Here is a 24,176-nt window from a genome sequence, read left to right on the forward strand (position 1 = left end):
CCTTGCGGGAAAGTGGTTTTTTTACTTTCAGAGGGGGAATGATTTGTGAAGTTTTCAGAAGAATGCCGCAGTGCAGCCGCAGAATGGTGGGAGGGGAGCTTTGTCCATCCGTTCGTTCAAGGAATCGGTGACGGAACGCTTCCGATTGACCGTTTTAAATACTACGTACTTCAGGATTCCTATTATTTAACGCATTTTGCAAAGGTGCAGTCATTTGGCGCCGCTTATGCGAAGGATCTTTATACAACGGGGCGGATGGCAAGCCATGCCCAAGGTACATATGAGGCGGAAATGGCGCTTCATCGTGAGTTTGCCGAGCTGTTGGAAATCAGCGAGGAAGAGCGTAAGGCGTTTAAGCCGTCTCCTACGGCGTACTCTTATACATCCCATATGTACCGTTCGGTTTTGAGCGGGAATTTCGCAGAAATCTTAGCGGCCCTGCTGCCATGCTACTGGCTTTATTACGAGGTTGGTGAAAAATTGCTGCATTGCGATCCTGGGCATCCGATTTATCAAAAGTGGATTGGGACGTACGGCGGTGATTGGTTTAGACAACAGGTCGAGGAGCAAATCAACCGCTTTGATGAGCTGGCGGAAAACAGCACGGAGGAAGTGCGTGCCAAGATGAAAGAGAATTTTGTCATCTCCAGCTACTATGAATATCAATTTTGGGGAATGGCCTATCGAAAAGAAGGCTGGTCTGACAGCGCCATAAAAGAGGTGGAGGAATGTGGAGCTTCACGCCATAACGGATGACAGCAAGCCGGTAGAAGAGCTAGCGAGAATCATCATTACGATTCAGAATGAAGTTGATTTTATTCATATTCGGGAACGCTCAAAATCGGCGGCGGATATTTTGAAACTGCTCGAGCTTATTTTTGAAGGCGGTATAGATAAACGAAAACTGGTGATGAACGGGCGCGTGGATATTGCGCTTTTCTCTACTATTCACCGCGTGCAGCTGCCAAGCGGCAGCTTTTCACCGAAGCAGGTCAGAGCCAGATTTCCACACCTTCATATCGGGAGGTCGGTGCATTCACTGGAGGAAGCGGTTCAAGCAGAAAAGGAAGACGCGGACTACGTGCTGTTCGGCCATGTGTTTGAAACGGATTGCAAAAAGGGTCTTGAAGGCAGAGGAGTATCTTTGCTGTCAGATATCAAACAGCGGATTTCCATCCCGGTTATAGCCATCGGGGGGATGACGCCGGACAGGTTAAGAGACGTAAAACAAGCAGGGGCAGACGGCATTGCTGTTATGTCAGGAATTTTGTCTTCCGCTGAGCCCTTGGAAGCAGCCAGACGATATTCCCGTAAGCTAAAGGAGATGCGCTATGAAAAGGCATTATGAAGCAGTGGTGATTGGAGGCGGAATTATCGGTTCCGCGATTGCTTATCATTTGGCAAAGGAAATCAAAAGCGCCGCATTGTTTGAAAGCGGAACAATGGGCGGCAGAACGACAAGTGCCGCTGCTGGAATGCTGGGCGCCCATGCCGAATGCGAGGAACGTGACGCGTTTTTTGATTTCGCTATGCACAGTCAGCGTCTGTACAAAGGTCTTGGAGAAGAGCTTTATGCATTATCCGGTGTGGATATCAGGCAGCATAACGGCGGTATGTTTAAGCTTGCATTTTCTGAAGAAGATGTGCTGCAGCTGAGACAGATGGACGATTTGGACTCTGTCAGCTGGTATTCAAAAGAAGAGGTGTTAGAAAAAGAGCCGTATGCGTCTGGTGACATCTTTGGTGCATCTTTTATTCAGGATGATGTGCATGTGGAGCCTTATTTTGTTTGCAAGGCGTATGTGAAAGCAGCAAAAATGCTTGGGGCGGAGATTTTTGAGCATACGCCCGTCCTGCATGTCGAACGTGACGGTGAAGCCCTGTCCATCAAGACCCCTAGCGGAGACGTATGGGCTAATCATGTTGTCGTTGCCAGCGGGGTGTGGAGCGGAATGTTTTTTAAACAGCTTGGACTGAACAATGCTTTTCTCCCTGTAAAAGGGGAGTGCCTGTCCGTTTGGAATGATGATATCCCGCTGACAAAAACGCTTTACCATGATCACTGCTATATCGTACCGAGAAAAAGCGGCAAACTGGTTGTCGGCGCGACAATGAAGCCGGGGGACTGGAGTGAAGCACCGGATCTTGGCGGATTGGAATCCGTTATGAAAAAAGCAAAAACGATGCTGCCGGCTATACAGAATATGAAGGTGGATCGTTTTTGGGCGGGACTCCGGCCGGGAACAAAGGATGGAAAACCGTACATCGGAAGACATCCTGAGGACAGCCGTATTTTATTTGCGGCGGGCCATTTCAGAAACGGGATCCTGCTTGCTCCCGCAACGGGCGCTTTGATCAGTGATCTCATCATGAATAAAGAGGTCAACCAAGACTGGCTGCACGCATTCCGAATTGATCGCAAGGAGGCGGTTCAGATATGATGCTACAGCTGAACGGTAAAGACGTGAAGTGGGAAAAAGACGCAGGTACAATTCAAGACCTGCTGGCGTCGTATCAGCTTGAAAATAAAATCGTTATCGTGGAAAGAAATAAAGAAATAATCGGGAAAGAACGCTATCACGAGGTTGAGCTTTGTGATCGTGATGTCATTGAAATTGTCCATTTTGTAGGAGGCGGATGAGCATGTTAACAATTGGCGGAAAATCATTTCAATCAAGATTGCTGCTGGGCACGGGGAAATACCCATCGTTTGACATTCAAAAGGAAGCAGTAGCTGTTTCTGAGTCTGATATTTTAACATTTGCTGTAAGGAGAATGAACATCTTTGAAGCATCTCAGCCGAATTTTTTGGAACAGCTTGATTTATCCAAATATACGCTTTTGCCGAATACAGCGGGCGCCAGCACTGCTGAAGAAGCGGTTCGGATTGCAAGGCTGGCGAAAGCGTCCGGCCTTTGTGACATGATTAAAGTTGAAGTCATCGGATGCAGCCGTTCCTTGCTGCCTGACCCTGTTGAGACATTAAAAGCGTCTGAACAGCTTCTTGAAGAAGGCTTTATTGTGCTCCCGTACACGTCGGATGACGTTGTGCTGGCGAGAAAGCTGGAAGAGCTCGGCGTTCATGCCATCATGCCGGGTGCATCTCCGATTGGATCAGGACAAGGAATCTTAAATCCTTTGAATCTGTCGTTTATTATTGAACAGGCGAAAGTGCCGGTCATCGTGGATGCGGGAATCGGCTCGCCTAAAGATGCGGCATACGCAATGGAGCTTGGAGCGGATGGCGTACTGCTCAATACGGCTGTATCTGGCGCTGACGATCCCGTGAAAATGGCTCGTGCCATGAAGCTCGCAGTGGAAGCAGGGCGCCTTTCTTATGAGGCGGGCCGAATCCCGCTTAAGCAATACGGAACGGCAAGCAGTCCGGGAGAAGGTCTTCCTGTATGACGGGCAGGTATTCAAGGCAGGAGCTGTTTGCTCCGATCGGCCCATCCGGCCAGAAAAAATTGAAAGAAGCGCGCGCCGTGATTATCGGTGCCGGCGCGCTCGGAACAGCCAGTGCAGAAATGCTGGTGAGAGCGGGAGTCGGCTCTGTGAAAATTGCCGACAGAGATTATGTTGAATGGAGCAACCTCCAGCGCCAGCAGCTTTATACAGAAGATGATGTCAAAAAAGAAATGCCGAAAGCAGCCGCTGCGGAGCGCCGTCTCCGTTCGATTAACAGCGATGTTGATGTGACCGGCCTTGTCATGGATGTGACAGCAGAAAATATCTTCGAGCTGATTAGGGATGCATCAATTATAGTGGATGCGGCTGATAATTTTGAAACCCGCCTGATCGTAAATGATGCTGCGGTAAAGGAAGGGATTCCTTTTCTTTACGGTGCCTGTGTAGGGAGCTACGGTCTCACCTTTACCGTGGTGCCGGGTTCTACTCCTTGCCTGCATTGCTTGCTCGATACACTTCCGATTGGCGGAGCAACATGTGACACAGCCGGCATCATCAGTCCGGCTGTTTTGCAGGTAGCAGTCTTTCAGGTAACAGATGCACTGAAGCTGCTGACGGGAGAGGAGTGCGAGCCGGTGCTGCGCTCCTTTGATTTGTGGAAAAATGAGCGGTCAGAAGTGAGAGCGGCCAGTCTCAAACATGACGCATGCCCAAGCTGCGGCACAAAGGATTTTCCGTTTTTGTCATATGAAAATCAAACAAAAGCGGCTGTATTGTGCGGCAGGAACACGGTGCAGATCAGATCATCTATTACGAAAGAAGCGGATCTTGAAGCGCTTGCCGGTCAGCTGAGGCAGGCCGGGCTTGAAGTAACTGCGAACCCGTATTTAATTTCCTGCCGCTCGGATGATATGAAAATGGTGCTGTTCCGGGACGGCAGAGCTTTGATCCATGGAACAAATGATATTGCCCGGGCAAAATCCATTTATCATAAATGGATCGGGTAATAAAAGGAGTGTAGTGTAATGAGTATATATAAAGCATTGACAATCGCCGGATCAGATTCAGGCGGCGGCGCAGGGATACAAGCTGATATTAAAACCTTTCAAGAGCTTGATGTATTCGGAATGTCTGCGATTACAGCGGTAACCGCTCAAAATACGCTTGGCGTTCATGGGGTGCATCCGCTGACTGTAGAGGCGTTGAGACAGCAAATTGACGCTGTTGCTGAGGATTTGAGACCGGATGCAGTCAAAACGGGAATGCTCTGGAATGCCGACATGATTGAAGAAGTGGCAAGAAAAATTGACGAGCACGGATTCAATCGTGTAATTGTTGATCCGGTTATGATCGCAAAGGGCGGGGCATCCTTGCTGCGTGATGAGTCAGTTGCCACCTTAAAGGAGTTGCTCATTCCAAGAAGCTACGCGATTACGCCGAATGTCCCGGAAGCAGAAACGCTGACAGGAATGACAATCAGCTCGCTGGATGACCGGAAAAAAGCAGCCGAGCAGCTCGTCAAGATGGGTGCGCAGCATGTCATTATCAAAGGCGGGCACCAGCCTGAAGACAATCACATTACTGACCTTCTTTTTGATGGCAGCATATTTATGCAAATCACCCATCCTTATATCAATACGAAGCATACGCATGGCACAGGCTGCACCTTTGCTGCGGCTTTAACGGCCCAAACGGCTAAAGGAGACAGCATCCATCAGGCATTTGAGATTGCGGCCAACTTTGTCCGCGAAGCGGTGGAAAATACGCTCGGCATCGGATCGGGACACGGGCCGACAAACCATTTCGCTTTTAAACGAAACAGCTTAAATACAAGCCGATGAGATCACCAGCTGATGGTGATCTCTTTTGCGTTTGCTACGGTATGCGCTTTTCATCTGGACAAGGTTATGATATGATAGGAATTAAGATCAGGTACTAATACTATGTCTTTATTAAATATAGGAGGCTTTATACATATGAATTTTTCACTTGAAGGCCGCAACATTGTTGTGATGGGGGTAGCCAACAAACGCAGCATCGCCTGGGGCATTGCGCGTTCTTTACATGAAGCGGGTGCACGTTTGATTTTCACATACGCTGGTGAACGCCTGGAGAAATCCGTTCACGAGCTTGCCGGAACATTAGACCGCAACGACTCCATCATCCTTCCTTGCGATGTTACAAACGACACAGAAATCGAAACTTGCTTCGCAAGCATTAAGGAGCAGGTCGGTGTAATCCACGGTATCGCGCATTGTATCGCGTTTGCCAACAAAGAAGAGCTTGTGGGCGAATACTTAAACACAAATCGTGACGGCTTCCTTTTGGCTCATAACATCAGCTCATATTCTCTGACTGCTGTTGTCAAAGCGGCACGTCCGATGATGACTGAAGGCGGAAGCATTGTCACTTTGACGTACCTTGGCGGAGAGCTTGTGATGCCAAACTACAACGTCATGGGTGTAGCAAAAGCTTCTCTTGATGCAAGTGTGAAATATTTAGCTGCTGACTTAGGAAAAGAAAATATCCGCGTTAACAGCATTTCTGCCGGCCCGATCAGAACATTATCTGCTAAAGGCATCAGCGATTTCAACTCTATCTTAAAAGACATCGAAGAGCGTGCACCGCTTCGCCGCACGACAACACCTGAAGAAGTGGGCGATACAGCTGCGTTCTTGTTCAGCGATATGTCCCGCGGGATTACGGGTGAAAATCTTCACGTTGATTCAGGTTTCCATATCACTGCCCGCTAAGCAGGATCTATTTCAAGCAATCCCGAATAGGGATTGCTTTTTTATTTCTTCTGATTTTCAGCTTTCTGTCATATAGATAGAATATGACACAATCGGAGGGATGAAGATGTCTAATAAGAAAAGAAACGCGGATAAAAAACCGCTCATGTATATTGTTCAGCCGGATTATGCAGAAACTACAAGGTCATCCATGCAGGAGATTGTCATCAAAAGAAAGGCCGACAAACCCGCTCCGCCAAAAGCTGAGGAAAAGCCGGCTTACCATGAGAAGCAGCAGGAGGAAGCTGTGGCACAGGATGTCCTGCAAGAAGACCAAAAGCCTGCAGCCGAACCAGTGAGTCAGCAAACTCAAGAGGTGAGAGAACCAGAGAACATAAAAAGCCAGGAGGAACAGAAAGCAGAGCCGCAGGCCGTAGAAGAAACCGTCGAACACGAGCCCCCGAAAGCAGAAAAAAAGGAAGAGCCTGCACTTGAGACCCGGAAGCCTGAGAAAGAACCGGAAGCTGTCCATAGTGCTGATAAAGCGGAGGAAAAAGCACCGCCGGCACGAAAAGTGAAAAAACCGATGAGCAAGATGACGATCCACGAAAAAATTGATTTTTTAACAAAGCTGCCTCATAACATGCCGAGAGCGCTTTGTTTGATTGAAGCCAATGGAAGAACGTACAGGGGCGTGATTGTCGGAAGAAGAAATGATTCCGTCCTGCTTCGAACAACCGGAAACGGAGCCCCAACCGAACTGGCAATCGATGATATTACCTCTTTGCACCCGCTCGGTTTTTAACGAAAAAGAAAAAAGCTGCCCGGCTGATGTTGCCGGGCAGCTTTTTTACATAGAGAAAAGCCTGCAGGCTTGCAAGCTTTTCCAGCTTATGATTAATGCTGATGATGTGTACGATTGATTAATCGAGGATTTAAGCAGTTGATTGCGCAGAAGCAGTCTAAGTCAACTTCAATACAGTAGTTCGTTTTTTCGAGTCGGAACACTTCACACACCGTATCTTTATCGGTGAAGTCCAAAATGTGTTTGTGTTCGTCAAATGCGATTAATAATGACAGTGTTGCGCAGCTTCCATGCACTCTTTCGACCCTGAAAAATACTGTATTAAAGCAAGGGCCGTTATCGAGTTCGCCGACATTTCCGAAGGCGACTAATGGCGTTGATTTTGATGTAAATATTGCAAAAGGCACTGTGTCGCCTAACGAATGGCTTACAGATAAAAGCTTAGAGTGGCAGCCGGTCGGGCAGTCTTCTTCAACAGCGTTTTGCAGATCTTCAATATTTTCTACAGCTTCACGCACGCAGCTTGATGTTTTCTGGCTCATATTATCCCTCCTGCCTTATAAATTTGAGACTGGCGAAATGATGGAGAGTCAGCTGCCTCACGCTGGAAGCAGCTGAATGATTTGCACCTGTAATAGAGTTTGGAAGGGGATTCCTCTTTACAAGTGTTTATCCATTGTGATGATGCTTTTTATCTTTGTGAGGCGATGTTCTGTCAACTAGCTCTGGTGACAGGCACTGAATCGCGCAGAAGCATCCGAGATCCACTTCAATGCAGAAATCTGTTTTTTCTAGCCCGAAGAAATCCGGGTCGCAAGGGTGGCAAACACTTAAGGTATCGCCTTTGACATCGACAGGGCGTAAAATAGACAGTGTTGCACAGCAATCACATAATTTTTCAACGCGGAAGAAAATGGATTCAAAGCATTGCATATCATCCACAAATCCCCCCACGTTTCCGAATGTGGAGAACAATCCGCCTTTTTTATCAAACAAGAGAAACGGAATTGTGTCTTTACCTGCAATTGTCGGATTCAAAAGGTTTGTATAGCAGCCAGTCGGACACTGTTCCTCAACTGCCTCCTGCTCTGCTAAAATCTTTTCCACTGCATCGCATACACAGTTCTCATGCCGGCCATGGGTTTTTCCGCAGCTCATTGATTTCAGCTCCTTCTTTATAGGGTATTTGACTTTAGTCCTTAACAACATATGTACCCGTGCCCCACTTGGTGTGGGTGAACGTCTATATATTCATCATATGCTTGGAAAATAAGAAAAAGCAGAGCGTTTTTAGCTCTGCTTTTAGGTTCTAAAGGACAAGAGTGATTGTTAAGAGGGCGACTAAGAGGTTTACTGCTGTAGAAACAACTGTTGCAATATCGGCATCTACTGTTGTGACATTTACACCGCGAGAACATTCGATAAGAAGTTTTTGGCGATTTACTTGTTTGTTAGATGCAATCTGTAATAAATCTTGTGCAACTAATTCTGCAATTACGCCATCTGCAATGGATGTGAGAGTTAATATTACGGTTGCTGAATTTAGCGCTGTTAAAACTGAAGTTATTGCTTGAACGTCTGTAGATGAAACGTTAATGTCACATGAGTCTCTGATAATAATTGTCTCATCGGAGATCTGTTTGTTGAGATTTGCCTGAGCCAGATTTTGGTCAATTAAGGCATTGTCATTGCCAAAAAACCCGTTACCATTGCAGCAAATATCGCAATTGCATTTTCTTTCTTCTTTTTTATCTTTTTCGTCTAACGGATGGTCACAGTCAGGATCAAGTGCAACCCAAGAATATGGTCTGCTTTCCATATCTATTCCTCCTTTTCTTTTACTGTTATTAAATGAGCGAGCCTCTTACTTTGACTGAGTCATATATCATGATGAATTGCCCTATTTTTTATAATTAATTTGAGTTGTTATTGTTTTGCCGTCTTTGTCTGAGCTGTTCAATTAATTGCTCTCTGCGGCTGAGAGGCTTTTCGTTCCTTTGCTCTTGCACGGATGCTTCTTCTTTTTTCTTCTTTTGGCTATCTATTAATGCTTGTGATTTAGCTTGTAAGTCTTTTACAAGATTTAAAAGCATTTCTTTTTCTTCGTCTGAAACTTTTTTCATTTTGTCTTTTGTGACACCATGTTTAGAAAATATATTTTGGACCAGCATTTTCGTCATCGGATCAGCTTCTGGAAGTTTTTCAAGCTCTTCTTTGATCTTATCTTTATCTGACATTTGTTTTCACCTCGTCTTTTAAGTTTGTGAAAAAGAAAGGGTTAAAGGACGTCAAGTTCATTGAGAATGCTGTTTAACACCTGAAGCAAGATTTGTACAAAGGTTATTATCTCGTCGGCAGACAAAGTAATTTTGATGTTTCGGCTGTTGATAATTTTAATGATGGTTCTTTTTTTGATTTGGGAGCTATCGAGAATAAGAATTTCACTTGCCACTGCGTCAGCCAAATCCTCGTCAGCGATGACGAGCTGAGTCGCCAGGATAATCATAGTTGTCACAAAGGCTTGTATAGAAAGGGCAGCTGTTACATGTGACGTATCTATTGTGATATTTTCGCAATCAATCACTTCGATCTGCTGTTCGAATTCGCTTGATAATTGCTCAAATATTGCAGGGTGCAGGGATTCGACTTTTTCTTCAAATGACATAACCTTCACTCCTTTCTTATCCATACTCTATATAATGCAAATGGGGTGCCGAGCGGAATAATAAAAATAACCAATTTTCTGCCGGACAAGATACAATTCATGAAGAATAGGGTTTTCGCATATATGTGAAGGGATCATGATTGGCAAAGGAGTGAACGAGTGGTTATAAATGGGCTGACAATTGTTCTTCTATCGCTTGCGGTCTTTCGGCTCGCCCGCCTGCTGGTGTTTGACACGATTATGGCGCCGCTTCGCAGTCTGTTTCATGAAGAGAAGGAAGAAAAGGATGCGGACGGGAATATTCAAACCTATATCGTGATTAAGGGAACCGGTGTCAGGGCGTTTATTGGTGAATTGCTGAGCTGCTATTGGTGCACTGGCGTGTGGTGCGCCGGCTTTTTGATTTTATGCCAGGCGTTGATCCCGCAAGCGGCGCAGTGGCTGATTTTACTTTTGGCGATCGCCGGCCTTGCTGGCATCATAGAAACGCTCGTATCAAAATGGCTGCAAGAATGAGGCGTTACCACCAGCAACTTTTCACTAGCATCAGCATAAAGTAGCATATATGACATAAGGAAAGGAAGGGAACAAAATGAATCAATTCAATAAACCTTCCCAAAAATCTCCATATACAGATTCATCGTATCAATCAAAAAAGATAAAAAAGAAAGGCTGCGGGTGCGGAAATAAAAAGAAAAAGCCTCAATAGCCTGGCAAAGAAACCGGAGAACTCCGGTTTTTTGTTTTTTAACCGGGCGGCCTTGCTCAGCATATATCATAAGCGGGGGGATAAAAGTGAATGAGTTTGAAAAATGGATAGAAGGAAGATATGAACCACACGAACAAAAGCAAAAAAAGCATGAAGACACGATGGGCCGCATCAGAAAAGACTTGGATGCATTTGATAAAGCCGGTCTGGAATTTGAAGATGAGATTGAAGAGCTGGCTGAAAAAACGGAGGCCTTACTTAAAAAACATCAAGCTCAATATGATCAATCGTAAATCCGCAAACGCCCTATGCGAATATCCAAGCCGATCCAATCAGCTCACATAGTGTATAGAGAGTAAAGGAGGTGCTTATCTATGGGCTTTGGATACGGATTCGGCGGCGGCTACGGCGGCGGCTGTTATGGCGGTTATGCTGGCGGTTACGGCGGCGGCTATGGTTCAACATTTGTTTTGTTGGTCGTATTATTCATTCTCCTCATCATCGTAGGTGCATCTTTCTTTTAAGATGTATTGAGGAAGTACGGGTTATAACCCGTGCTTCCTTGCCTTGTGTTTATTTTTAAAAATGTTGGAAAAGCACATTGTATTATGTGCATTCATACAATACCGTATTACTCCGCCAAAAGGAGGCGCATTATGGATAATCAATTTTTTAAGAACATCGAAAAGAAAACAGGTGTGAAGATGCAGGATGTAATGAATCTTGCCGGATCACTCCAAAACGCTAATTTTAAAGATGAAAATACAGTTCGCAGTGTGATTAACCGCGTAGCGCAGATGGCAAACAGACGCGTGCCAAAAGAATTAGAAGATAAAATTGTGGAATCTATTACAAGCGGAAAAGAAAAGCTTGATTTTGGCACGATTTCTAAAATGATGGATAATAAATAAGTGGATGGCCTGGCTGACTCACTGCAGCGGGCCTTTTTTTACAGTAAAAACCCGGCAGTAATCTGCCGGGCTGTTAATGATGCAAGGGCTGTCTTGCTTTTTGTAGCAGGGGATACAAAAATCTTGAGCGGTTGGCTGTTTTGCCGCGCCTGTTAGCGGGGCAAGACAAATATAAATGCTGTTTCGCCCGGGTCATGGCTACATATAAAAGGCGTCTTTCCTCCTCAAGAGCGGCCTCGTCTCCTTTTCTTGCCGTTTCTAATGAGAAATCGTGCGGAATCGAGCCGTCTACAGTGCCTAACACGTAGACTGTTTTGAATTCAAGGCCTTTTGACCGGTGAATGGTCATCAGCTGAACGCCATGTTCATCCGTTCTGTTTTTCTCAGCGGCCCTCATATGGTCTACGTGGGCAAGAAAGTCAGGAATCGTTTTGAACTTCTTGGCGACAACCTTGATGTCGCGCAGGTCATCGGAACCTTTTTCCAGCTTGTTGCCCTCATTGCCCCGCTTTTTTAAATACTCGGAGAAGCCCATTTTTCCTTCTGCAAAGGTGATGGCTTCTACGGGTTTCATTGTGCGGAGGCTTGCGAAAAACGGTACGATTTTCTTGATTTTGTCCAGCTGGAATGGCTTCAGATCAGGCAATTTGGCCAGCGCTTTGATCATGGTACAGTCCTCTGTAATCGAGAGGGCCTTCAGCGTATTCAAAGCGGACTGTTTTAAAAACAAGGCGGGAAGCAAGTGTTTAATCGCCTCGGTGTCATCCTCATTTTGGCTGGCATACAAGTAGGCGAGAATCTGGCGGACGATCCGTCTGCTGTAAAACGATTGGACGCCGCGGTCAGCTGTATACGGAATTGACGATTGATGAAGCCTTTCATAAATAGCACGGCCTCCGCTGTTTGTGCGGTAAAGAACCGCAAAGTCTTCTGGAATGGCTCCATTTTGAATTTTTTCTTTGATATCGGAAACGACCATTGTGGCTTCTTCCTCTTCATCATAAGGATAAAACAGCACAGGGACCTGAATGTCATCGCGGGCCGCTTCAAGCGTTTTGGCATATCTGTTTTTGTTCTTTTTCACAACGATATCAGCACTAGAGACGATCGGGTGCGTAGACCTGTAGTTCGCAGTTAAATAGATCGTCTTCGCTCCCGGATAATCCTTTTGAAAATCAAGAATGAAAGACGGATTGCTTCCGCGAAACGCGTAGATGGACTGGTCATCGTCTCCGACACAGCACAGGTTTTGCTCCGGACTGGCGAGCATTTGCATGATTTTGTATTGAACCGGATTAATGTCCTGAAACTCATCAATTAAGATATACGTAAACCGAGATTGATATTGTTCCAGAAGGTCAGGCCGCTCGATAAACAATTCATAGCAGGCTGAAGCCATGTCATCAAAATCAAATTGGCTGTGTTCTTTTTTCTGGCGTTCATAATGTTCATATAAACGATAAACTTGTTTTTCCCACTCATCTTTTAGAGGGATGCGTTCATTTGGGACATAAGTGTTTTTCCAAAAACCGATCTGCTGCAGAGCTTGGTCAACTGGGAATTCTTTCTCATCGATGCCTTCTTCATAGAGTGCTTTTTTGATATATTGTTCCCGCTGCCACTCCATTTTCAGCAGATGCTCACCGTTCCATTTAGCAGAATTAGAGTGATACAAGATCTTATAAAACAGACTGTGGAATGTTCCTGTCACAAGTCTTCTGACTTTTGCCGGCTGTAATCCGTACTGGTTCGCCATACGCTCTTTCATTTCAGCGACAGCTTTTGTTGTAAAGGTGACAAGCAGCATATTTTCAGGCGGTATGCCTAAGTGTTCGATCATGTGGGCGGCACGGGCTGTCAGCACCCGTGTTTTTCCGCTCCCCGCACCTGCAAGCACGAGCAGCGGGCCCTCTGTTTCCGTGACAGCTTTCAGCTGATCCGTGTTTAAACCGACAGACGGAAAAAGGCTCGTATCGGGTTCTATTGTTTTTGGCACAAATGGTGTTCCTGGTTTAATGCTTCTAGGACGGTGCCATTCTGTAACAGCTGGGGACGGGTCAGCGGCGATCGCTTTTCCCTTGGGTAAACGAATGACACCAGATTCCTGATCATCTTCTTTTTTCCCCTCTTTAGAGGGCTTCGGTTCGCACGCCTCCTCACATGCCGGAAAATCGCCTGGCTGGCGATGGATAAACTCTGGCGGATCGGCGATGTTAAGCCGTAACAAAACGGGCTTTCCGCAATGAGAACAAAATAAATGTCCTTTTATTCCCTCTTCAAAGAGGAATTGATAATGTTCTCTCGAATATGTATGTAAATGTATGATTCTATCATTCAGTCGGGCGCATTTCAAAAAGGGGTCCTCCCAATCAAAAGGTGTTCATTACAGACAATGACTATCATATCAAAAGAAATGTGTTTCAAAAAGTAAGTTTAAGGGAAAAGAGACAGCAGAGGGGTGGGTATTGTATGATATATGCAGGTCAAATTCAGAACCAGCAATACGCTCAATATGCTAATAGAACGATTGGACATAAGCAGGATTATGCCGGAACCGAAAAAATCAGCTATGTCCCGTTTCAGCGGGTATACAAAGAACTGGAAAAGCAGCAGGAGAATCAAACGGCAGCTGAAAGAAAAGTAAACGAGATGAAACGTAAGCGCTCTCTTTATAAGAGGTTGCGAGAAAAAGGAATGGGCACATATATTAATCGATATGTATAAAAAACCGTTCATACGAGAGAACGGTTTTTTTATATGCAGTAAAAATCCGGATCTCAAAAGATCCGGATGCGTTCAGTCCTTCAACATTTGTAAGTGCGGAATGCCGGCATCGAGGAATTCTTTTTCAGAAAGCACGCGATACCCGTGTTTCTTGTAAAACGGCACAGCCTGTGTTTGCGCGTTTAAAATGAAACCGGAAGCGCCTCCGTCTGCCGCGGCTTTTTCGAGCGCTTTCATAATGATGCCGCCGACACCGGCTGAGCGGTGGCTTTTCAGTACGCAAATCCGCTCTAACTTGCCGTAGCCGTCCTTCATGCGCCATCTTCCGGCACCGACAGGCTTTTCACCGTCATACACGACGATATGCTCTGACTCATTTTCAAGTTCGTCAATTTCTTCTTCAGCAGGCACGTTTTGTTCTTTGACAAAGACTTCTTCTCTTACATAGAATGCATCTTTCAGTTGTTCTTCATTTTTTGCGATAACTGCTTTCAAACATTATTCTCCTCTGCCTAGCAAGAAGGTTTCATATACTGTCCACGATCCGTTTTCCAACTGGTAAAGCAAGTGGAAACGGTCAACGATTTCTTCATGCGACACTTCCTGCATTTTTAATTGTCCCAGCACATCTGAATGCTCATCGTCGGAAAGGTTTTGGCCGACCGTCACATGCGGAACGAAATTATATTCCTGTTCTCCTGCCAACACACCGGTGTATAGCTTTTCATTGAGTGTTTTTAACTCTTCCGTCGGTTCTGCTTTGATGTAAATGACATTATTGACAGGCGCAAATGAGCTGTATTTTGTCATTTTGAGAACGAGTGGGTGGGACTCTTTTGCGATGTTTCTTAAATGTGATACGAGCTGATCCGCTTTCTCCTCCGCGCATTCAAAGGATGCTCTCAGCGTCAAATGAGGCGGGATCAGAGAGTAGCTTGGGTCATAGCGCTTTCTGTAAGAGTTTGCAAGGTCTTGGAGCTTTTTTGATGGAAATAAAACGATTCCGTATTTCATATTATGTCCCTCCTGGAAATAAAGTATGATAGAGTGTTAAAGCATTTTTTTCAGCGCCGGGGTGATGAGCGGCTGCCAGTATGTCCATTTGTGGTCTCCGTCAAATGGCTCGAAATCATAATCGGAAAGCTTCTTCTCCAGCAGCTGCTTCAGCTCCTGGTTCGGTTCTGTAAAGTCCAGAATGTTCCCGTCTGTCGTGTGGACGTCAGTTTCTTTTGTTCCGATTTGGTGATAAATAGAGAGGTGTTTGATATCGCCTGACTGTTTCACGGCTTCTAGTACGTGTTTGTCAACATAGGGAGACTGCATGATGATGTTGCCAAACATATTCGGATAATCAAGCGCTGTCATAAGTGACACGGTCGCTCCGAGTGAATCACCGATCAGCGTTCGGCCGTAACCGATCTGATAGGTTGGATACTCATCATCTGCAAAAGGAACGAGCTCATGGGCGATGAACCGTTTATAAGCCGAAAATTTTGAACCCTCCGGATGATAAGTGTTTCTGCGCTCTTTTACATCCTTATAAGGAACACCGATAATAATGCTCCGGTCTATTTCGCGTTTCGACAGCAATTCCTCAACCTGTCTGCCGATCCTCCCCAGCCTGAAATAATCGTGGCCGTCCTGCGCGATAATAACATGGTATTTATAAAGCGGGGAGTAGTTGGACGGCAGGTAAACAAGCAAGGTCATTTCCTCGTTAAGCTCTTTTGAAAAGAATTTCTTTTCTTGCACTGTGCCGTTTTTCGGTGCCATAAAAACATTCCTCCAGGACATCACTATACTTTCTTGCATTTTCAATTATTGTACCATGAATTATTAGAAATTTCTCTCTTTAAACGGTTCGGCACACGAAGAAAAAAGTGTTGAAATAAACTGTGAATTGCGCTAATATAAAACAATCAGAAAATTGAAATCGATATTTCTTATCGTGAGAGGTGGAGGGACTGGCCCTTAGAAACCTCAGCAACCGGCTTGTTTTGCATGTGCAAAGCGCCAAGGTGCTAAATCCAGCAAGCGTTTTTTATGCTTGGAAGATAAGAAGAAGCGTTAAACCCCTTCTTCTTATGAAGAAGGGGTTTTTATTTTGAAAAGGGAAGGTGTCAGCTATATGTCACAGCACGTTGAAACGAAATTAGCCCAAATTGGGAACCGTAGCGATGAAGTCACGGGAACAGTGAGTGCTCCTATCTATTTATCAACAGCATACCGCCACAGAGGGATCGGAGAATCTACCGGATTTGATTATGTCCGCACAAAAAATCCGACACGCCAGCTTGTTGAGGACGCCATCGCTAACTTAGAAAACGGCGCGAGAGGGCTTGCTTTTAGTTCGGGAATGGCTGCTATCCAAACGATTATGGCGCTGTTTAAAAGCGGAGATGAACTGATCGTTTCATCGGACCTATATGGCGGCACGTACCGTTTATTTGAAAATGAATGGAAAAAATACGGATTGACTTTTCATTATGATGATTTCAGCGATGAGGACTGTTTACGCTCTAAGATTACGCCGAATACAAAAGCGGTGTTTGTGGAAACGCCGACAAACCCCCTCATGCAGGAGGCGGACATTGAACATATTGCCCGGATTACAAAGGAGCACGGTCTTCTGCTGATCGTAGATAATACATTTTATACACCGGTCTTGCAGCGGCCGCTTGAGCTGGGAGCTGACATTGTCATTCACAGCGCAACCAAGTATTTAGGCGGGCATAACGATCTGCTTGCTGGACTTGTCGTGGTGAAGGATGAGCGGCTCGGAGAGGAAATGTTTCAGCATCAAAATGCGATCGGTGCCGTCCTGCCGCCATTTGATTCGTGGCTTCTGATGAGAGGAATGAAGACGCTGAGCCTCAGAATGCGTCAGCATCAGGCAAACGCGCAGGAGCTTGCGGCGTTTTTAGAAGAGCAGGAAGAAATTTCGGATGTGCTGTATCCCGGAAAAGGCGGCATGCTGTCCTTTCGTCTGCAAAAAGAAGAATGGGTCAATCCGTTTTTAAAAGCACTGAAGACCATTTGTTTTGCAGAAAGCCTCGGCGGGGTGGAAAGCTTTATTACATACCCTGCGACCCAGACGCACATGGATATTCCTGAAGAGATCCGCATCGCAAACGGGGTGTGCAATCGGTTGCTGCGCTTTTCTGTCGGTATTGAACATGCGGAAGATTTAAAAGAGGATCTAAAACAGGCATTATGTCAGGTCAAAGAGGGAGCTGTTTCATTTGAGTAAACACAATTGGACGCTGGAAACCCAGCTCGTGCACAATCCATTTAAAACAGACGGCGGAACCGGGGCGGTCAGTGTACCGATTCAGCACGCCTCGACTTTTCACCAATCTTCATTTGAAGAGTTCGGGGCATATGATTACAGCCGCTCTGGCACGCCGACAAGAACAGCTCTCGAAGAAACAATTGCCGCATTGGAAGGCGGAACAAGAGGATTTGCTTTCAGTTCAGGCATGGCTGCCATCTCAACAGCATTTTTACTGCTGTCACAGGGTGATCACGTTCTTGTGACAGAAGATGTATACGGCGGAACCTTCCGTATGGTGACAGAGGTGCTGACCCGGTTTGGCATTGAGCATACGTTTGTCGACATGACGGATCGTAATGAAGTGGCGCGGAGCATCAAGCCGAACACAAAGGTCATTTATATGGAGACACCGTCAAATCCGACACTTGGGATTACGGATATTAAAGCGGTTGTTCAGCTTGCAAAAGAAAACGGCTGTCTGACCTTTCTGGACAATACATTCATGACACCGGCACTGCAGCGACCGCTTGACCTCGGCGTGGATATTGTACTTCACAGCGCGACAAAATTCTTAAGCGGACACAGCGATGTGCTCTCAGGTTTGGCTGCTGTCAAAGATAAAGAGCTTGGGAAGCAGCTGTATAAGCTGCAAAACGCGTTCGGCGCCGTCCTTGGCGTACAGGATTGCTGGCTTGTCCTGCGCGGATTAAAAACATTGCAGGTCCGTTTAGAGAAAGCGAGTCAAACAGCCCAGCGGCTTGCGGAATTTTTCCAGAAGCATCCGGCGGTGAAGCGCGTGTATTATCCGGGACTGGCTGATCATCCCGGCGCTGAAACCCATAAAAGCCAGTCAACGGGAGCGGGCGCCGTACTATCTTTTGAGCTTGAAAGCAAAGAGGCCGTTAAGAAGTTAGTCGAGAATGTGTCACTGCCGGTCTTCGCTGTCAGCCTTGGTGCCGTGGAATCGATTTTGTCCTATCCGGCAACGATGTCTCACGCGGCAATGCCTAAGGAAGAGCGTGAAAAACGCGGTATCACTGATGGCCTGCTCCGTCTGAGTGTGGGCGTCGAACATGCAGACGATTTAGAACACGATTTCGAACAAGCGCTGAAAGAAATTGCTCCAGTTGCGGTTCGTTAAAAAAGAAGCCGGGGATGGCCCGGCTTCTTTTATTATTGTTCGTCATCAGGATTCAGAATCGCGAGGACTTGATGATCCTCCCAAACGCCATTAATTTTTACATTTTTTCGGGCGATGCCTTCTTTATGAAATCCCGCTTTTTCTAAAACACGCATGGACCCGAGATTACGGGGCATCACACCGGCTTCAATCCGATGCAGTTTCAATTCGTGGAACGCATAATCAACAACCAATCTGACTGCCTCTGTCATAATGCCCTTTCCATTATGGGCTTTGTCTAAAAAATACCCGATGAACGCAGTTTGCAACGCGCCACGGATGATTTGAAAGAGCGAAACCGTCCCGATTAATCTATCGTCTGACGCTGTAAAGATGCCAAAATGATATTCTTCATCTTTCTCAAGTCTTTCCTGATACTCGGTTATCCGTTTTCTTTGCCCCTCAACCGTATAGTAATCGTCTGCGCGTATCATAGAAAACTGTTCGAAAAAATCCCGATTTTCGCTTTGCAGCCGCAGATTTTCTTCGGCATCCGTTACTTCTAAAGGTCTAACATAAATGGTTTTTCCTTTTAACATACAGTGATCTCTCCGTTCTCGTGTCAGCTTTCCTCTTACATTATTCTCAGGGAAATGCAAATATCCTTTTTATAAGAAGGAAGAAAACCAATTTCCAATAAAAGTGCCAACATAGTTGCCGATTAAGTAGCCGAGCGTACCGACAAGCATGATCGGGGCGACAAGCTCCCGCCATCCCTTGGCAATTGCCATCGCAGCCGCAGTCGTCGGTCCCCCGACAGTAGCGTTGACGGCGAGCAGAATTTCTTCAAGCCGCACGCGGAACAATTTTCCGGCAGCTAAGGAAACTGCTAAATTGCTGATCGCAATGATAAACACGAATAATAGAATAAGAGGCGCATTCGTGACGATTAAGCGGAGATCTGCAGGAATGCCGATCACCACAAAAAACAAATAAATCAAAAAGGTTCCAAGTTCCTGAGATCCATTGAGCCTTTCAAAAAAACGCGGGAAAAGAAAAATGATAAGAACAGTTAAAGACGTAAGCACCAGGTACTGATCGCCAAGCGTACCGGTCAGCAGGGGATGAGAAAAAATGCTTTTAAAATAACCGGAAACCTTCATACTAACCGCAACAAGTGCGAAAGCGGCACCGGCATTAAATGCGATATCCTTTAAGGAAATATCCTTCCGTTTCCAATAGCTTTCAGCACTGTTTCCGCTGTTTCCATCGGCTTTTACCTTCTCTTCAAACGGCATGGCATAATGCCGCTGAAACCATTTGAGTGCAGGAATGCTGATTAAAATAAAAAACAAAAGCGCCATCATAAAATTATCAGCCACAACGGTAGCCGACACATATTCACCAGGCGTCTCAAATTTTGCCGCCATCGCCGCAAAGTTGACCCCGCCGCCGATATAAGAGGCGCTGATCATCCCGCCGATTTTATCGAGATAGGGAATATGCTGTTTGAGTAGAAAAAAAGCCAGGATACTGCCAAGCACTGTTCCAACGGAGCTAATCAGAAAAATAAACAGCAAACGCCTGCTTTCCTTAAAAATTTGCCTAACATTGATCTGAAACAATAAAAGTGGTATCGCCAGTGGTACCACATAAGACCACACAGTGTCATACACAGGCGACTCAACAGGAAGCACTCCTACATTTGTAAACACCATAGCACCTGCAAGGGCAATAATAGCGCCCGACACAGCAGAAGCCCACTTAAAGCGCTGCTCCAGCCCGATACTCACTGCCGCCCACACCGCAATAAACCCCCATAATACCCAAACATCATCGGAAGAGATCAAAGAATGCAAAACCCCATCACCTCTATTGTTGGAAAATTAAGACATATTATAATAGCCGGGGAACGGAACAGCAAGTCCAAAAAAAGTTTTTCTAAAAAAGCAGTTGACGAATAGAAGGGAAGGTTATATAATAGAACTTGTCAGAAAGACAATAACATACCCAGCAACACATACATATCATGATTCCGTAGCTCAGCTGGGAGAGCGCTACCTTGACAGGGTAGAGGTCGCTGGTTCGAGCCCAGTCGGAATCATAGCTTAAACCCTTGCGTAGCAAGGGTTTTTTACTTTGCGTTAATAAAGCCGGTTCGTCAAATTCGTGAGTTGTTGGCGAACTGTTGGCGAAATTCATTGACCGCAGTCCAAAAACTACCTCCAAACTTACTTGATTAGTTCAATAGTAACAAACGGAAGATCGGATTTCTGTTAAATCTTCATTGAGAATAGCCAGTCCAAGACCGTCACTTCAGCCATGCATCTTTTAAATGAAATTTTGTACTGAAAACATCAATTGTATTTTTAAATTCTGCTCTAGAATCAGCCCCTTTATAATAATCTTGATAAATTGCTTGGGGTGATACTGATTCGTGATTTGTGCTATGGTTTGCAAGGCTTGTAGCAAAAGCAGGAGCAACAGTAACGAGTAAAGCAAGGGATAATGCAAAACCAGTTAAAGCTTTTTCAATTTCATTTTAAGCACTTCTTTTTTTAAAATACAACTTTATTATTAAATGGAATACAAAAACATCCAAGGTGTTTTTTTGTTAGTAAGTTGAGTTAGGGGGATTGGATGGCACTTAGAATATTGTTTCTGCTGATGGGATGTTGATTCTGGATATATTTCCAACACGATTACAGGCCGGACATGAAAGCGAACCTTGCTTTGATCGGGGCAATCATTTCATTTACGGCTGCGGTTTACTTTAAAGATATTGATGTATTGAGAGAAGAGGGAAAACAAATGAACGGAATTTCTGAGCGTTGGAACACGTTTAAATTACAAAAATCCCCTGAACCACTCTAGATCAGGGGATTGCTTTCCCAACAGCTTATTAAGTAGCGGAAGGCATGATCAACGATTTAGTATCAATTTATTAATTGCGAATACTAGAAACATACCGTTTTCCGCCTTCCTTAGAAGTAACATATTCTCGAGGAACATTAAGTCTATTGGTAGAATGATAACTTACATAAAGTTTCATATTTGCTCGGCTCGTTACGATAGCCGTATGATCCATCCAACCATCAGCATAGCGAAGACCTATTTTATTATGGTAATCATAGTGATATACATCTCCAAGCTTTACATTTGAATATGTATCAGAAACAGTCTTCATTTTTATTCCGCCAGCTTTTAAAATGTATAATCTAAAGGCTCCTGCATTAACCCAAGCATCTGTATAGGGTTTCCATTCTTTAAAGTACGGCATTCTTCCAGCTCTTAATGCTTGGGAAACAAAGTTAGTACAATCTTTGTCTTTATAATATTTATAGTTTTTATTTGGTTTTAAGGCATATTTTTCTGCATATTTCATTGCAGCGTAACCACTATATCCTTTAACAGATGTTGCAGTCACAGTTAGTTGATTAGAGTTAGCAGCATTGAAGTTCATACTTACTGGTTTATCTTCACTTTTCACTTCTTCTTTATCATCATTTTTCACTTCTTGCTTATAATTTTTTAAAAATTCATCTAATTTAACATCCGAAGAATATTCTTCATCATTTTCATATTGTAGAGTTGAAGAAGAATTATTTAATTGTGTTACATTTAGTTGCTTAGAAGAATTACTCAATGGTATTACATTTAGTTGATTAGAAGAATTTTTAACTTGAGAGAAACTTAGATTAGAAGTATTTGTTGATTGAGAACTTTGTTTATTAGAAGTTGTTTTGGGAATTTCAAGTTTAATATTATCGCCCAGAGATGTTGTTACTTTTTCAACACCAAAAACAAAGTTTCGAGTAATATAAGCTTCAACAATTAGCTTATTGTTTTTTTCAGAAGTCTTAACATCGTCTATATCGTATGTAAACTCGTGGAATTTTTGTTTGTCCACTTTACTTAACGCAGAATACAGTAAGACTCCTTCGTCGGAATCAGTCAATTTAGACTCTTTAGGATGCGCTAAAGGAGTGTTGTGTTCAAAATCATATTTTTGTTGTTCTAACATATCCTTAACTTTTTCGTAACCAATCTCGTTGGTAATTGAAACATTTTCTTTAGTCTCTTTATTAGTAGTGGCTGCAAAAACTTCATTTGTTGACACTAATGGTGACAATGATAGACATAAAACTAGTGAAGCAAGTAATTCTTTTTTCATACGAAACCTCCAATAAAATCTAAATATAAGTAATATTTATCATTTACACCAATTGAAATATGGCATAAAATACATGTAATAATATAACATAAAAATAAATACATAAAAAGGTATCGGAGGAAAAAATGAAAAAGAAAACTAAAATTATACTTTCTCTCTTGGCAGCACTTATTGTTATATTGATAGTACTTCCAGTTCTATCTCCTGTTGTCTTTACAGCTTCTTCGGAAAAAGGAGCAATCAGACACGAAATTTATAAAAGAGGATATCCCTACCAAAGCTACTTTGCAGTTCTCCAGAAAAGAGAAGGAGACAATGAATCTGGGAATCTTTATTATGTAAATTGGCTAGATTGGAAAGATGAAACAGGGCAAACTCCTCACTTATGCTATTCGAAAAAATCATCAGATGGTGAATACGAAGTAAGTTGTGGCACAGGGCCGTAAAAATAAATTTTAAAATTGAATAAGTCCAAGACGGAAAGCCTGCGGACACTGATCGTTTTACAGAGAAATTTGTGCTTCGATCGGTGTCCGTTTTTTTTCGCAACTAACCAGATGTCTATCGCGATTACTAGCTATGAAAGGAGTAATTAGACATGAAACAGTCCAAAAAGAAACCATCACAGAAGCAACATGAGCGCTTAGATCGTTTCTGGCAACAAATGATGAACACTAACATGCAAACACTCAGACGTGGCAAAGGCGGCGCTTATAAACGCAGAAAGTAAAAAGGGAGTTTGAGGATGATGAAAAACGGATTCGCTTATAAAAACGGAAAGCTTGTGAATATCTTTTGCGGCAAAGAAGAGCTCTATAACGAGTTGAAAGCCTTCTTGGTCAAAACCTTCAGTATCAACGTGAAAGAGGTATCGAGGCCCTCAATATATCGCAGAACAAAAAGCAAACAACTGGAATGACACTTACTCTATTTAACTATCAGGAGGGAAAGCACTATGACAGATCAAATGATTGCATGGGAGATTGAGGAATGGATTCGTGATTATAAATTCATGCTGCGGGAGATCAAAAGGCTCAACCGTGTATTAAACAAAGTGGATTTTATTAGCACAAAGCTCACTGCAACATACGGGGAGGAAGCGGGCATGCCAAGGGGATCAGCAGGCGTCAGTCAGGCAGAATTGCGGCAGATGGACCGAAGAGAAAGGCGGCTTCACAAATATGAATCTATTGTGCATTACCTGGACAATGCAATGGAACACATTGAAGAAGAAAAGCACCGAATCGTTTACGATTGCATGATGGAAGGCATGAGCTACACTGCTATTGCAAACCACCTTGATTGCTCCCGGGATACCATCAGAAAGATCAAAACAGCCATAATCGGCAACATCGTCAATAAAGTCAAAGAAGCCAACTTTCTGCAATATTTGAATTCGTTTAAATCGGCGGTGTAAAATGGGGGGCAGGATCGGCGCGGCGGATTATTCCTGCGTCACCACCAATTTCATACAATGAGTAAAACCTCCCAGTGGTAAGCGAGGATCAACTCAACTGGGAGGTCTTACATAGTGAATCGGTGATAAAACAGCAGCAGTATTGCGTACATGTTAATATCCCCGACAAAATATGTTTTTTTCAACAGATTCGTTCGACAAATTTTGCAAATTGTTAATCGATAACTTTTCATTCCC

The 24,176-nt window shown here is 44.3% G+C and carries 32 protein-coding genes, 1 tRNA gene and 1 riboswitch; of the genes, 21 read left to right on the forward strand and 12 right to left on the reverse strand.

Features of this window, described 5'->3' with window-relative positions:
- The first annotated feature begins 45 nt into the window (after window positions 1-45).
- From tenA to cotO, 9 genes are all read left to right on the forward strand, one after another.
- Window positions 46-756 (forward strand): thiaminase II, encoded by a 711-nt coding sequence (tenA, locus tag bslm_RS06150; protein WP_003232909.1) that lies wholly within the window; start codon window positions 46-48, stop codon window positions 754-756.
- Window positions 731-1,348 carry a thiazole tautomerase TenI gene (gene tenI / locus bslm_RS06155; protein ID WP_046380938.1) on the forward strand — a complete coding sequence of 206 codons (618 nt, stop codon included), beginning with the start codon at window positions 731-733 and terminating at the stop codon, window positions 1,346-1,348. Before tenA ends, tenI begins: the two co-directional genes overlap by 26 nt.
- On the forward strand, window positions 1,332-2,441 hold the full coding sequence (thiO, locus tag bslm_RS06160) for a glycine oxidase ThiO (protein ID WP_046380939.1): 1,110 nt from the start codon (window positions 1,332-1,334) through the stop codon (window positions 2,439-2,441). Before tenI ends, thiO begins: the two co-directional genes overlap by 17 nt.
- A complete protein-coding gene (gene thiS / locus bslm_RS06165; protein WP_015252345.1) occupies window positions 2,441-2,641 on the forward strand; it encodes a sulfur carrier protein ThiS in 201 nt (66 codons plus the stop codon). Before thiO ends, thiS begins: the two co-directional genes overlap by 1 nt.
- On the forward strand, window positions 2,638-3,408 hold the full coding sequence (thiG, locus tag bslm_RS06170) for a thiazole synthase (RefSeq protein ID WP_010886483.1): 771 nt from the start codon (window positions 2,638-2,640) through the stop codon (window positions 3,406-3,408). Before thiS ends, thiG begins: the two co-directional genes overlap by 4 nt.
- A complete protein-coding gene (thiF, locus tag bslm_RS06175) occupies window positions 3,405-4,415 on the forward strand; it encodes a thiazole biosynthesis adenylyltransferase ThiF (protein ID WP_046380940.1) in 1,011 nt (336 codons plus the stop codon). The genes thiG and thiF overlap by 4 nt, the downstream gene beginning before the upstream one ends.
- Window positions 4,416-4,433: 18 nt before the next feature.
- Window positions 4,434-5,249 carry a bifunctional hydroxymethylpyrimidine kinase/phosphomethylpyrimidine kinase gene (gene thiD, locus bslm_RS06180; protein WP_046380941.1) on the forward strand — a complete coding sequence of 272 codons (816 nt, stop codon included), beginning with the start codon at window positions 4,434-4,436 and terminating at the stop codon, window positions 5,247-5,249.
- A gap of 135 nt (window positions 5,250-5,384) precedes the next feature.
- Window positions 5,385-6,161: an enoyl-ACP reductase FabI gene (gene fabI / locus bslm_RS06185; RefSeq protein ID WP_046380942.1), complete on the forward strand. Its 777-nt coding sequence runs from the start codon at window positions 5,385-5,387 to the stop codon at window positions 6,159-6,161.
- 100 nt (window positions 6,162-6,261) lie between these two features.
- Entirely contained in the window at window positions 6,262-6,945 is a 684-nt protein-coding gene (gene cotO, locus bslm_RS06190) for a spore coat protein CotO (RefSeq protein WP_003232894.1), read from the forward strand.
- A 92-nt stretch (window positions 6,946-7,037) separates the two neighbouring features.
- Here cotO and cotZ read toward each other — a convergent pair whose 3' ends face one another.
- From cotZ to cotV, 5 genes are all read right to left on the reverse strand, one after another.
- Entirely contained in the window at window positions 7,038-7,487 is a 450-nt protein-coding gene (gene cotZ / locus bslm_RS06195; RefSeq protein ID WP_014479464.1) for a spore coat protein CotZ, read from the reverse strand.
- A gap of 127 nt (window positions 7,488-7,614) precedes the next feature.
- Window positions 7,615-8,103 carry a spore coat protein CotY gene (gene cotY, locus bslm_RS06200; protein ID WP_014479465.1) on the reverse strand — a complete coding sequence of 163 codons (489 nt, stop codon included), beginning with the start codon at window positions 8,101-8,103 and terminating at the stop codon, window positions 7,615-7,617.
- A gap of 151 nt (window positions 8,104-8,254) precedes the next feature.
- The gene (locus bslm_RS06205; RefSeq protein WP_003232886.1) at window positions 8,255-8,764 is read right to left on the reverse strand and encodes a spore coat protein; all 510 of its coding nucleotides are present in this window, start codon (window positions 8,762-8,764) and stop codon (window positions 8,255-8,257) included.
- A gap of 94 nt (window positions 8,765-8,858) precedes the next feature.
- The gene (gene cotW, locus bslm_RS06210; RefSeq protein ID WP_003232884.1) at window positions 8,859-9,182 is read right to left on the reverse strand and encodes a spore coat protein CotW; all 324 of its coding nucleotides are present in this window, start codon (window positions 9,180-9,182) and stop codon (window positions 8,859-8,861) included.
- Between the two features lie 41 nt (window positions 9,183-9,223).
- Window positions 9,224-9,610, reverse strand: a complete 387-nt coding sequence (gene cotV / locus bslm_RS06215; protein ID WP_032677403.1) for a spore coat protein CotV — start codon at window positions 9,608-9,610, stop codon at window positions 9,224-9,226.
- A gap of 159 nt (window positions 9,611-9,769) precedes the next feature.
- Between cotV and yjcA the strand changes: the two genes are divergently transcribed.
- The 4 genes from yjcA to spoVIF all read left to right on the forward strand — a co-directional run bounded on the left by yjcA (window position 9,770) and on the right by spoVIF (window position 11,230).
- Window positions 9,770-10,126, forward strand: coding sequence for a sporulation protein YjcA (gene yjcA, locus bslm_RS06220; RefSeq protein ID WP_003232879.1), 357 nt, complete (start codon window positions 9,770-9,772; stop codon window positions 10,124-10,126).
- A gap of 279 nt (window positions 10,127-10,405) precedes the next feature.
- Complete coding sequence (locus bslm_RS06225; RefSeq protein ID WP_003232875.1) at window positions 10,406-10,612, forward strand: hypothetical protein; 207 nt, start codon at window positions 10,406-10,408, stop codon at window positions 10,610-10,612.
- A gap of 81 nt (window positions 10,613-10,693) precedes the next feature.
- Entirely contained in the window at window positions 10,694-10,843 is a 150-nt protein-coding gene (gene yjcZ, locus bslm_RS06230) for a sporulation protein YjcZ (RefSeq protein WP_003232872.1), read from the forward strand.
- A gap of 132 nt (window positions 10,844-10,975) precedes the next feature.
- The gene (gene spoVIF / locus bslm_RS06235; RefSeq protein WP_003232870.1) at window positions 10,976-11,230 is read left to right on the forward strand and encodes a sporulation-specific transcription regulator SpoVIF; all 255 of its coding nucleotides are present in this window, start codon (window positions 10,976-10,978) and stop codon (window positions 11,228-11,230) included.
- Between the two features lie 73 nt (window positions 11,231-11,303).
- Here the strand turns inward: spoVIF and bslm_RS06240 are convergent, their stop codons facing one another.
- Window positions 11,304-13,583, reverse strand: a complete 2,280-nt coding sequence (locus bslm_RS06240) for an ATP-dependent helicase (protein ID WP_032677401.1) — start codon at window positions 13,581-13,583, stop codon at window positions 11,304-11,306.
- Between the two features lie 116 nt (window positions 13,584-13,699).
- Here bslm_RS06240 and bslm_RS06245 point away from each other — a divergent pair, with 116 nt between their 5' ends.
- Window positions 13,700-13,954: a hypothetical protein gene (locus bslm_RS06245; RefSeq protein ID WP_003232866.1), complete on the forward strand. Its 255-nt coding sequence runs from the start codon at window positions 13,700-13,702 to the stop codon at window positions 13,952-13,954.
- Between the two features lie 72 nt (window positions 13,955-14,026).
- Here bslm_RS06245 and bslm_RS06250 read toward each other — a convergent pair whose 3' ends face one another.
- Genes bslm_RS06250 through bslm_RS06260 form a run of 3 tightly spaced genes read right to left on the reverse strand, consistent with a single transcriptional unit; the run spans window position 14,027 to window position 15,727 of the window.
- Window positions 14,027-14,449: a GNAT family N-acetyltransferase gene (locus bslm_RS06250; protein WP_003232863.1), complete on the reverse strand. Its 423-nt coding sequence runs from the start codon at window positions 14,447-14,449 to the stop codon at window positions 14,027-14,029.
- Between the two features lie 3 nt (window positions 14,450-14,452).
- On the reverse strand, window positions 14,453-14,968 hold the full coding sequence (locus bslm_RS06255; RefSeq protein ID WP_003232861.1) for a YjcG family protein: 516 nt from the start codon (window positions 14,966-14,968) through the stop codon (window positions 14,453-14,455).
- A gap of 36 nt (window positions 14,969-15,004) precedes the next feature.
- The gene (locus bslm_RS06260; RefSeq protein WP_003232859.1) at window positions 15,005-15,727 is read right to left on the reverse strand and encodes an esterase family protein; all 723 of its coding nucleotides are present in this window, start codon (window positions 15,725-15,727) and stop codon (window positions 15,005-15,007) included.
- A gap of 167 nt (window positions 15,728-15,894) precedes the next feature.
- A riboswitch (SAM riboswitch) is annotated at window positions 15,895-16,015 on the forward strand.
- A 67-nt stretch (window positions 16,016-16,082) separates the two neighbouring features.
- Here bslm_RS06260 and metI point away from each other — a divergent pair.
- Both metI and metC read left to right on the forward strand, forming a co-directional pair.
- Window positions 16,083-17,204: a cystathionine gamma-synthase/O-acetylhomoserine thiolyase gene (gene metI, locus bslm_RS06265; RefSeq protein WP_003232857.1), complete on the forward strand. Its 1,122-nt coding sequence runs from the start codon at window positions 16,083-16,085 to the stop codon at window positions 17,202-17,204.
- Entirely contained in the window at window positions 17,197-18,369 is a 1,173-nt protein-coding gene (gene metC / locus bslm_RS06270) for a cystathionine beta-lyase (RefSeq protein WP_017695700.1), read from the forward strand. Before metI ends, metC begins: the two co-directional genes overlap by 8 nt.
- Window positions 18,370-18,401: 32 nt before the next feature.
- Here metC and bslm_RS06275 read toward each other — a convergent pair whose 3' ends face one another.
- Window positions 18,402-18,947: a GNAT family N-acetyltransferase gene (locus tag bslm_RS06275; protein WP_003232852.1), complete on the reverse strand. Its 546-nt coding sequence runs from the start codon at window positions 18,945-18,947 to the stop codon at window positions 18,402-18,404.
- A 69-nt stretch (window positions 18,948-19,016) separates the two neighbouring features.
- Entirely contained in the window at window positions 19,017-20,207 is a 1,191-nt protein-coding gene (locus bslm_RS06280; RefSeq protein ID WP_029726265.1) for a DUF819 family protein, read from the reverse strand.
- A gap of 172 nt (window positions 20,208-20,379) precedes the next feature.
- On the opposite strand from bslm_RS06280, the gene bslm_RS06285 reads away from it, so the two are divergent.
- Window positions 20,380-20,452 (forward strand) — tRNA-Val (locus bslm_RS06285).
- Window positions 20,453-21,292: 840 nt separating this feature from the next.
- On the opposite strand, the gene bslm_RS06290 is transcribed toward bslm_RS06285, so the two are convergent.
- Entirely contained in the window at window positions 21,293-22,522 is a 1,230-nt protein-coding gene (locus tag bslm_RS06290; protein WP_046380943.1) for an amidase domain-containing protein, read from the reverse strand.
- Window positions 22,523-22,647: 125 nt separating this feature from the next.
- Between bslm_RS06290 and bslm_RS06295 the strand changes: the two genes are divergently transcribed.
- From bslm_RS06295 to bslm_RS06300, 4 genes are all read left to right on the forward strand, one after another.
- Complete coding sequence (locus tag bslm_RS06295) at window positions 22,648-22,968, forward strand: hypothetical protein (RefSeq protein WP_009967025.1); 321 nt, start codon at window positions 22,648-22,650, stop codon at window positions 22,966-22,968.
- 152 nt (window positions 22,969-23,120) lie between these two features.
- The gene (locus bslm_RS20555) at window positions 23,121-23,252 is read left to right on the forward strand and encodes a hypothetical protein (protein WP_009967026.1); all 132 of its coding nucleotides are present in this window, start codon (window positions 23,121-23,123) and stop codon (window positions 23,250-23,252) included.
- Between the two features lie 15 nt (window positions 23,253-23,267).
- On the forward strand, window positions 23,268-23,441 hold the full coding sequence (locus bslm_RS20560) for a hypothetical protein (protein ID WP_003245022.1): 174 nt from the start codon (window positions 23,268-23,270) through the stop codon (window positions 23,439-23,441).
- 36 nt (window positions 23,442-23,477) lie between these two features.
- The gene (locus tag bslm_RS06300) at window positions 23,478-23,939 is read left to right on the forward strand and encodes a sigma-70 family RNA polymerase sigma factor (protein ID WP_003245063.1); all 462 of its coding nucleotides are present in this window, start codon (window positions 23,478-23,480) and stop codon (window positions 23,937-23,939) included.
- The last annotated feature ends 237 nt before the right edge of the window (window positions 23,940-24,176 follow it).

Source organism: Bacillus sp. LM 4-2 (genome assembly GCF_000978495.1).
GTDB lineage: Bacteria > Bacillota > Bacilli > Bacillales > Bacillaceae > Bacillus > Bacillus subtilis.

What these genes read in the sequence shown, in the direction of transcription:
- cotO (WP_003232894.1), top strand. Translation starts at nt 6,262, where the DNA reads ATGAAGATGTCTAATAAGAAAAGAAACGCGGATAAAAAACCGCTCATG.
- bslm_RS06275 (WP_003232852.1), bottom strand. Translation starts at nt 18,947, where the DNA reads ATGTTAAAAGGAAAAACCATTTATGTTAGACCTTTAGAAGTAACGGAT.
- thiS (WP_015252345.1), top strand. Translation starts at nt 2,441, where the DNA reads ATGCTACAGCTGAACGGTAAAGACGTGAAGTGGGAAAAAGACGCAGGT.
- bslm_RS06255 (WP_003232861.1), bottom strand. Translation starts at nt 14,968, where the DNA reads ATGAAATACGGAATCGTTTTATTTCCATCAAAAAAGCTCCAAGACCTT.
- yjcZ (WP_003232872.1), top strand. Translation starts at nt 10,694, where the DNA reads ATGGGCTTTGGATACGGATTCGGCGGCGGCTACGGCGGCGGCTGTTAT.
- bslm_RS06260 (WP_003232859.1), bottom strand. Translation starts at nt 15,727, where the DNA reads ATGGCACCGAAAAACGGCACAGTGCAAGAAAAGAAATTCTTTTCAAAA.
- cotZ (WP_014479464.1), bottom strand. Translation starts at nt 7,487, where the DNA reads ATGAGCCAGAAAACATCAAGCTGCGTGCGTGAAGCTGTAGAAAATATT.
- thiG (WP_010886483.1), top strand. Translation starts at nt 2,638, where the DNA reads ATGAGCATGTTAACAATTGGCGGAAAATCATTTCAATCAAGATTGCTG.
- bslm_RS20560 (WP_003245022.1), top strand. Translation starts at nt 23,268, where the DNA reads ATGATGAAAAACGGATTCGCTTATAAAAACGGAAAGCTTGTGAATATC.
- bslm_RS06300 (WP_003245063.1), top strand. Translation starts at nt 23,478, where the DNA reads ATGACAGATCAAATGATTGCATGGGAGATTGAGGAATGGATTCGTGAT.
- thiF (WP_046380940.1), top strand. Translation starts at nt 3,405, where the DNA reads ATGACGGGCAGGTATTCAAGGCAGGAGCTGTTTGCTCCGATCGGCCCA.
- cotW (WP_003232884.1), bottom strand. Translation starts at nt 9,182, where the DNA reads ATGTCAGATAAAGATAAGATCAAAGAAGAGCTTGAAAAACTTCCAGAA.
- metI (WP_003232857.1), top strand. Translation starts at nt 16,083, where the DNA reads ATGTCACAGCACGTTGAAACGAAATTAGCCCAAATTGGGAACCGTAGC.
- bslm_RS20555 (WP_009967026.1), top strand. Translation starts at nt 23,121, where the DNA reads ATGAAACAGTCCAAAAAGAAACCATCACAGAAGCAACATGAGCGCTTA.
- bslm_RS06295 (WP_009967025.1), top strand. Translation starts at nt 22,648, where the DNA reads ATGAAAAAGAAAACTAAAATTATACTTTCTCTCTTGGCAGCACTTATT.
- fabI (WP_046380942.1), top strand. Translation starts at nt 5,385, where the DNA reads ATGAATTTTTCACTTGAAGGCCGCAACATTGTTGTGATGGGGGTAGCC.
- bslm_RS06290 (WP_046380943.1), bottom strand. Translation starts at nt 22,522, where the DNA reads ATGAAAAAAGAATTACTTGCTTCACTAGTTTTATGTCTATCATTGTCA.
- thiD (WP_046380941.1), top strand. Translation starts at nt 4,434, where the DNA reads ATGAGTATATATAAAGCATTGACAATCGCCGGATCAGATTCAGGCGGC.
- cotY (WP_014479465.1), bottom strand. Translation starts at nt 8,103, where the DNA reads ATGAGCTGCGGAAAAACCCATGGCCGGCATGAGAACTGTGTATGCGAT.
- bslm_RS06245 (WP_003232866.1), top strand. Translation starts at nt 13,700, where the DNA reads ATGATATATGCAGGTCAAATTCAGAACCAGCAATACGCTCAATATGCT.
- cotV (WP_032677403.1), bottom strand. Translation starts at nt 9,610, where the DNA reads ATGTCATTTGAAGAAAAAGTCGAATCCCTGCACCCTGCAATATTTGAG.
- bslm_RS06205 (WP_003232886.1), bottom strand. Translation starts at nt 8,764, where the DNA reads ATGGAAAGCAGACCATATTCTTGGGTTGCACTTGATCCTGACTGTGAC.
- thiO (WP_046380939.1), top strand. Translation starts at nt 1,332, where the DNA reads ATGAAAAGGCATTATGAAGCAGTGGTGATTGGAGGCGGAATTATCGGT.
- spoVIF (WP_003232870.1), top strand. Translation starts at nt 10,976, where the DNA reads ATGGATAATCAATTTTTTAAGAACATCGAAAAGAAAACAGGTGTGAAG.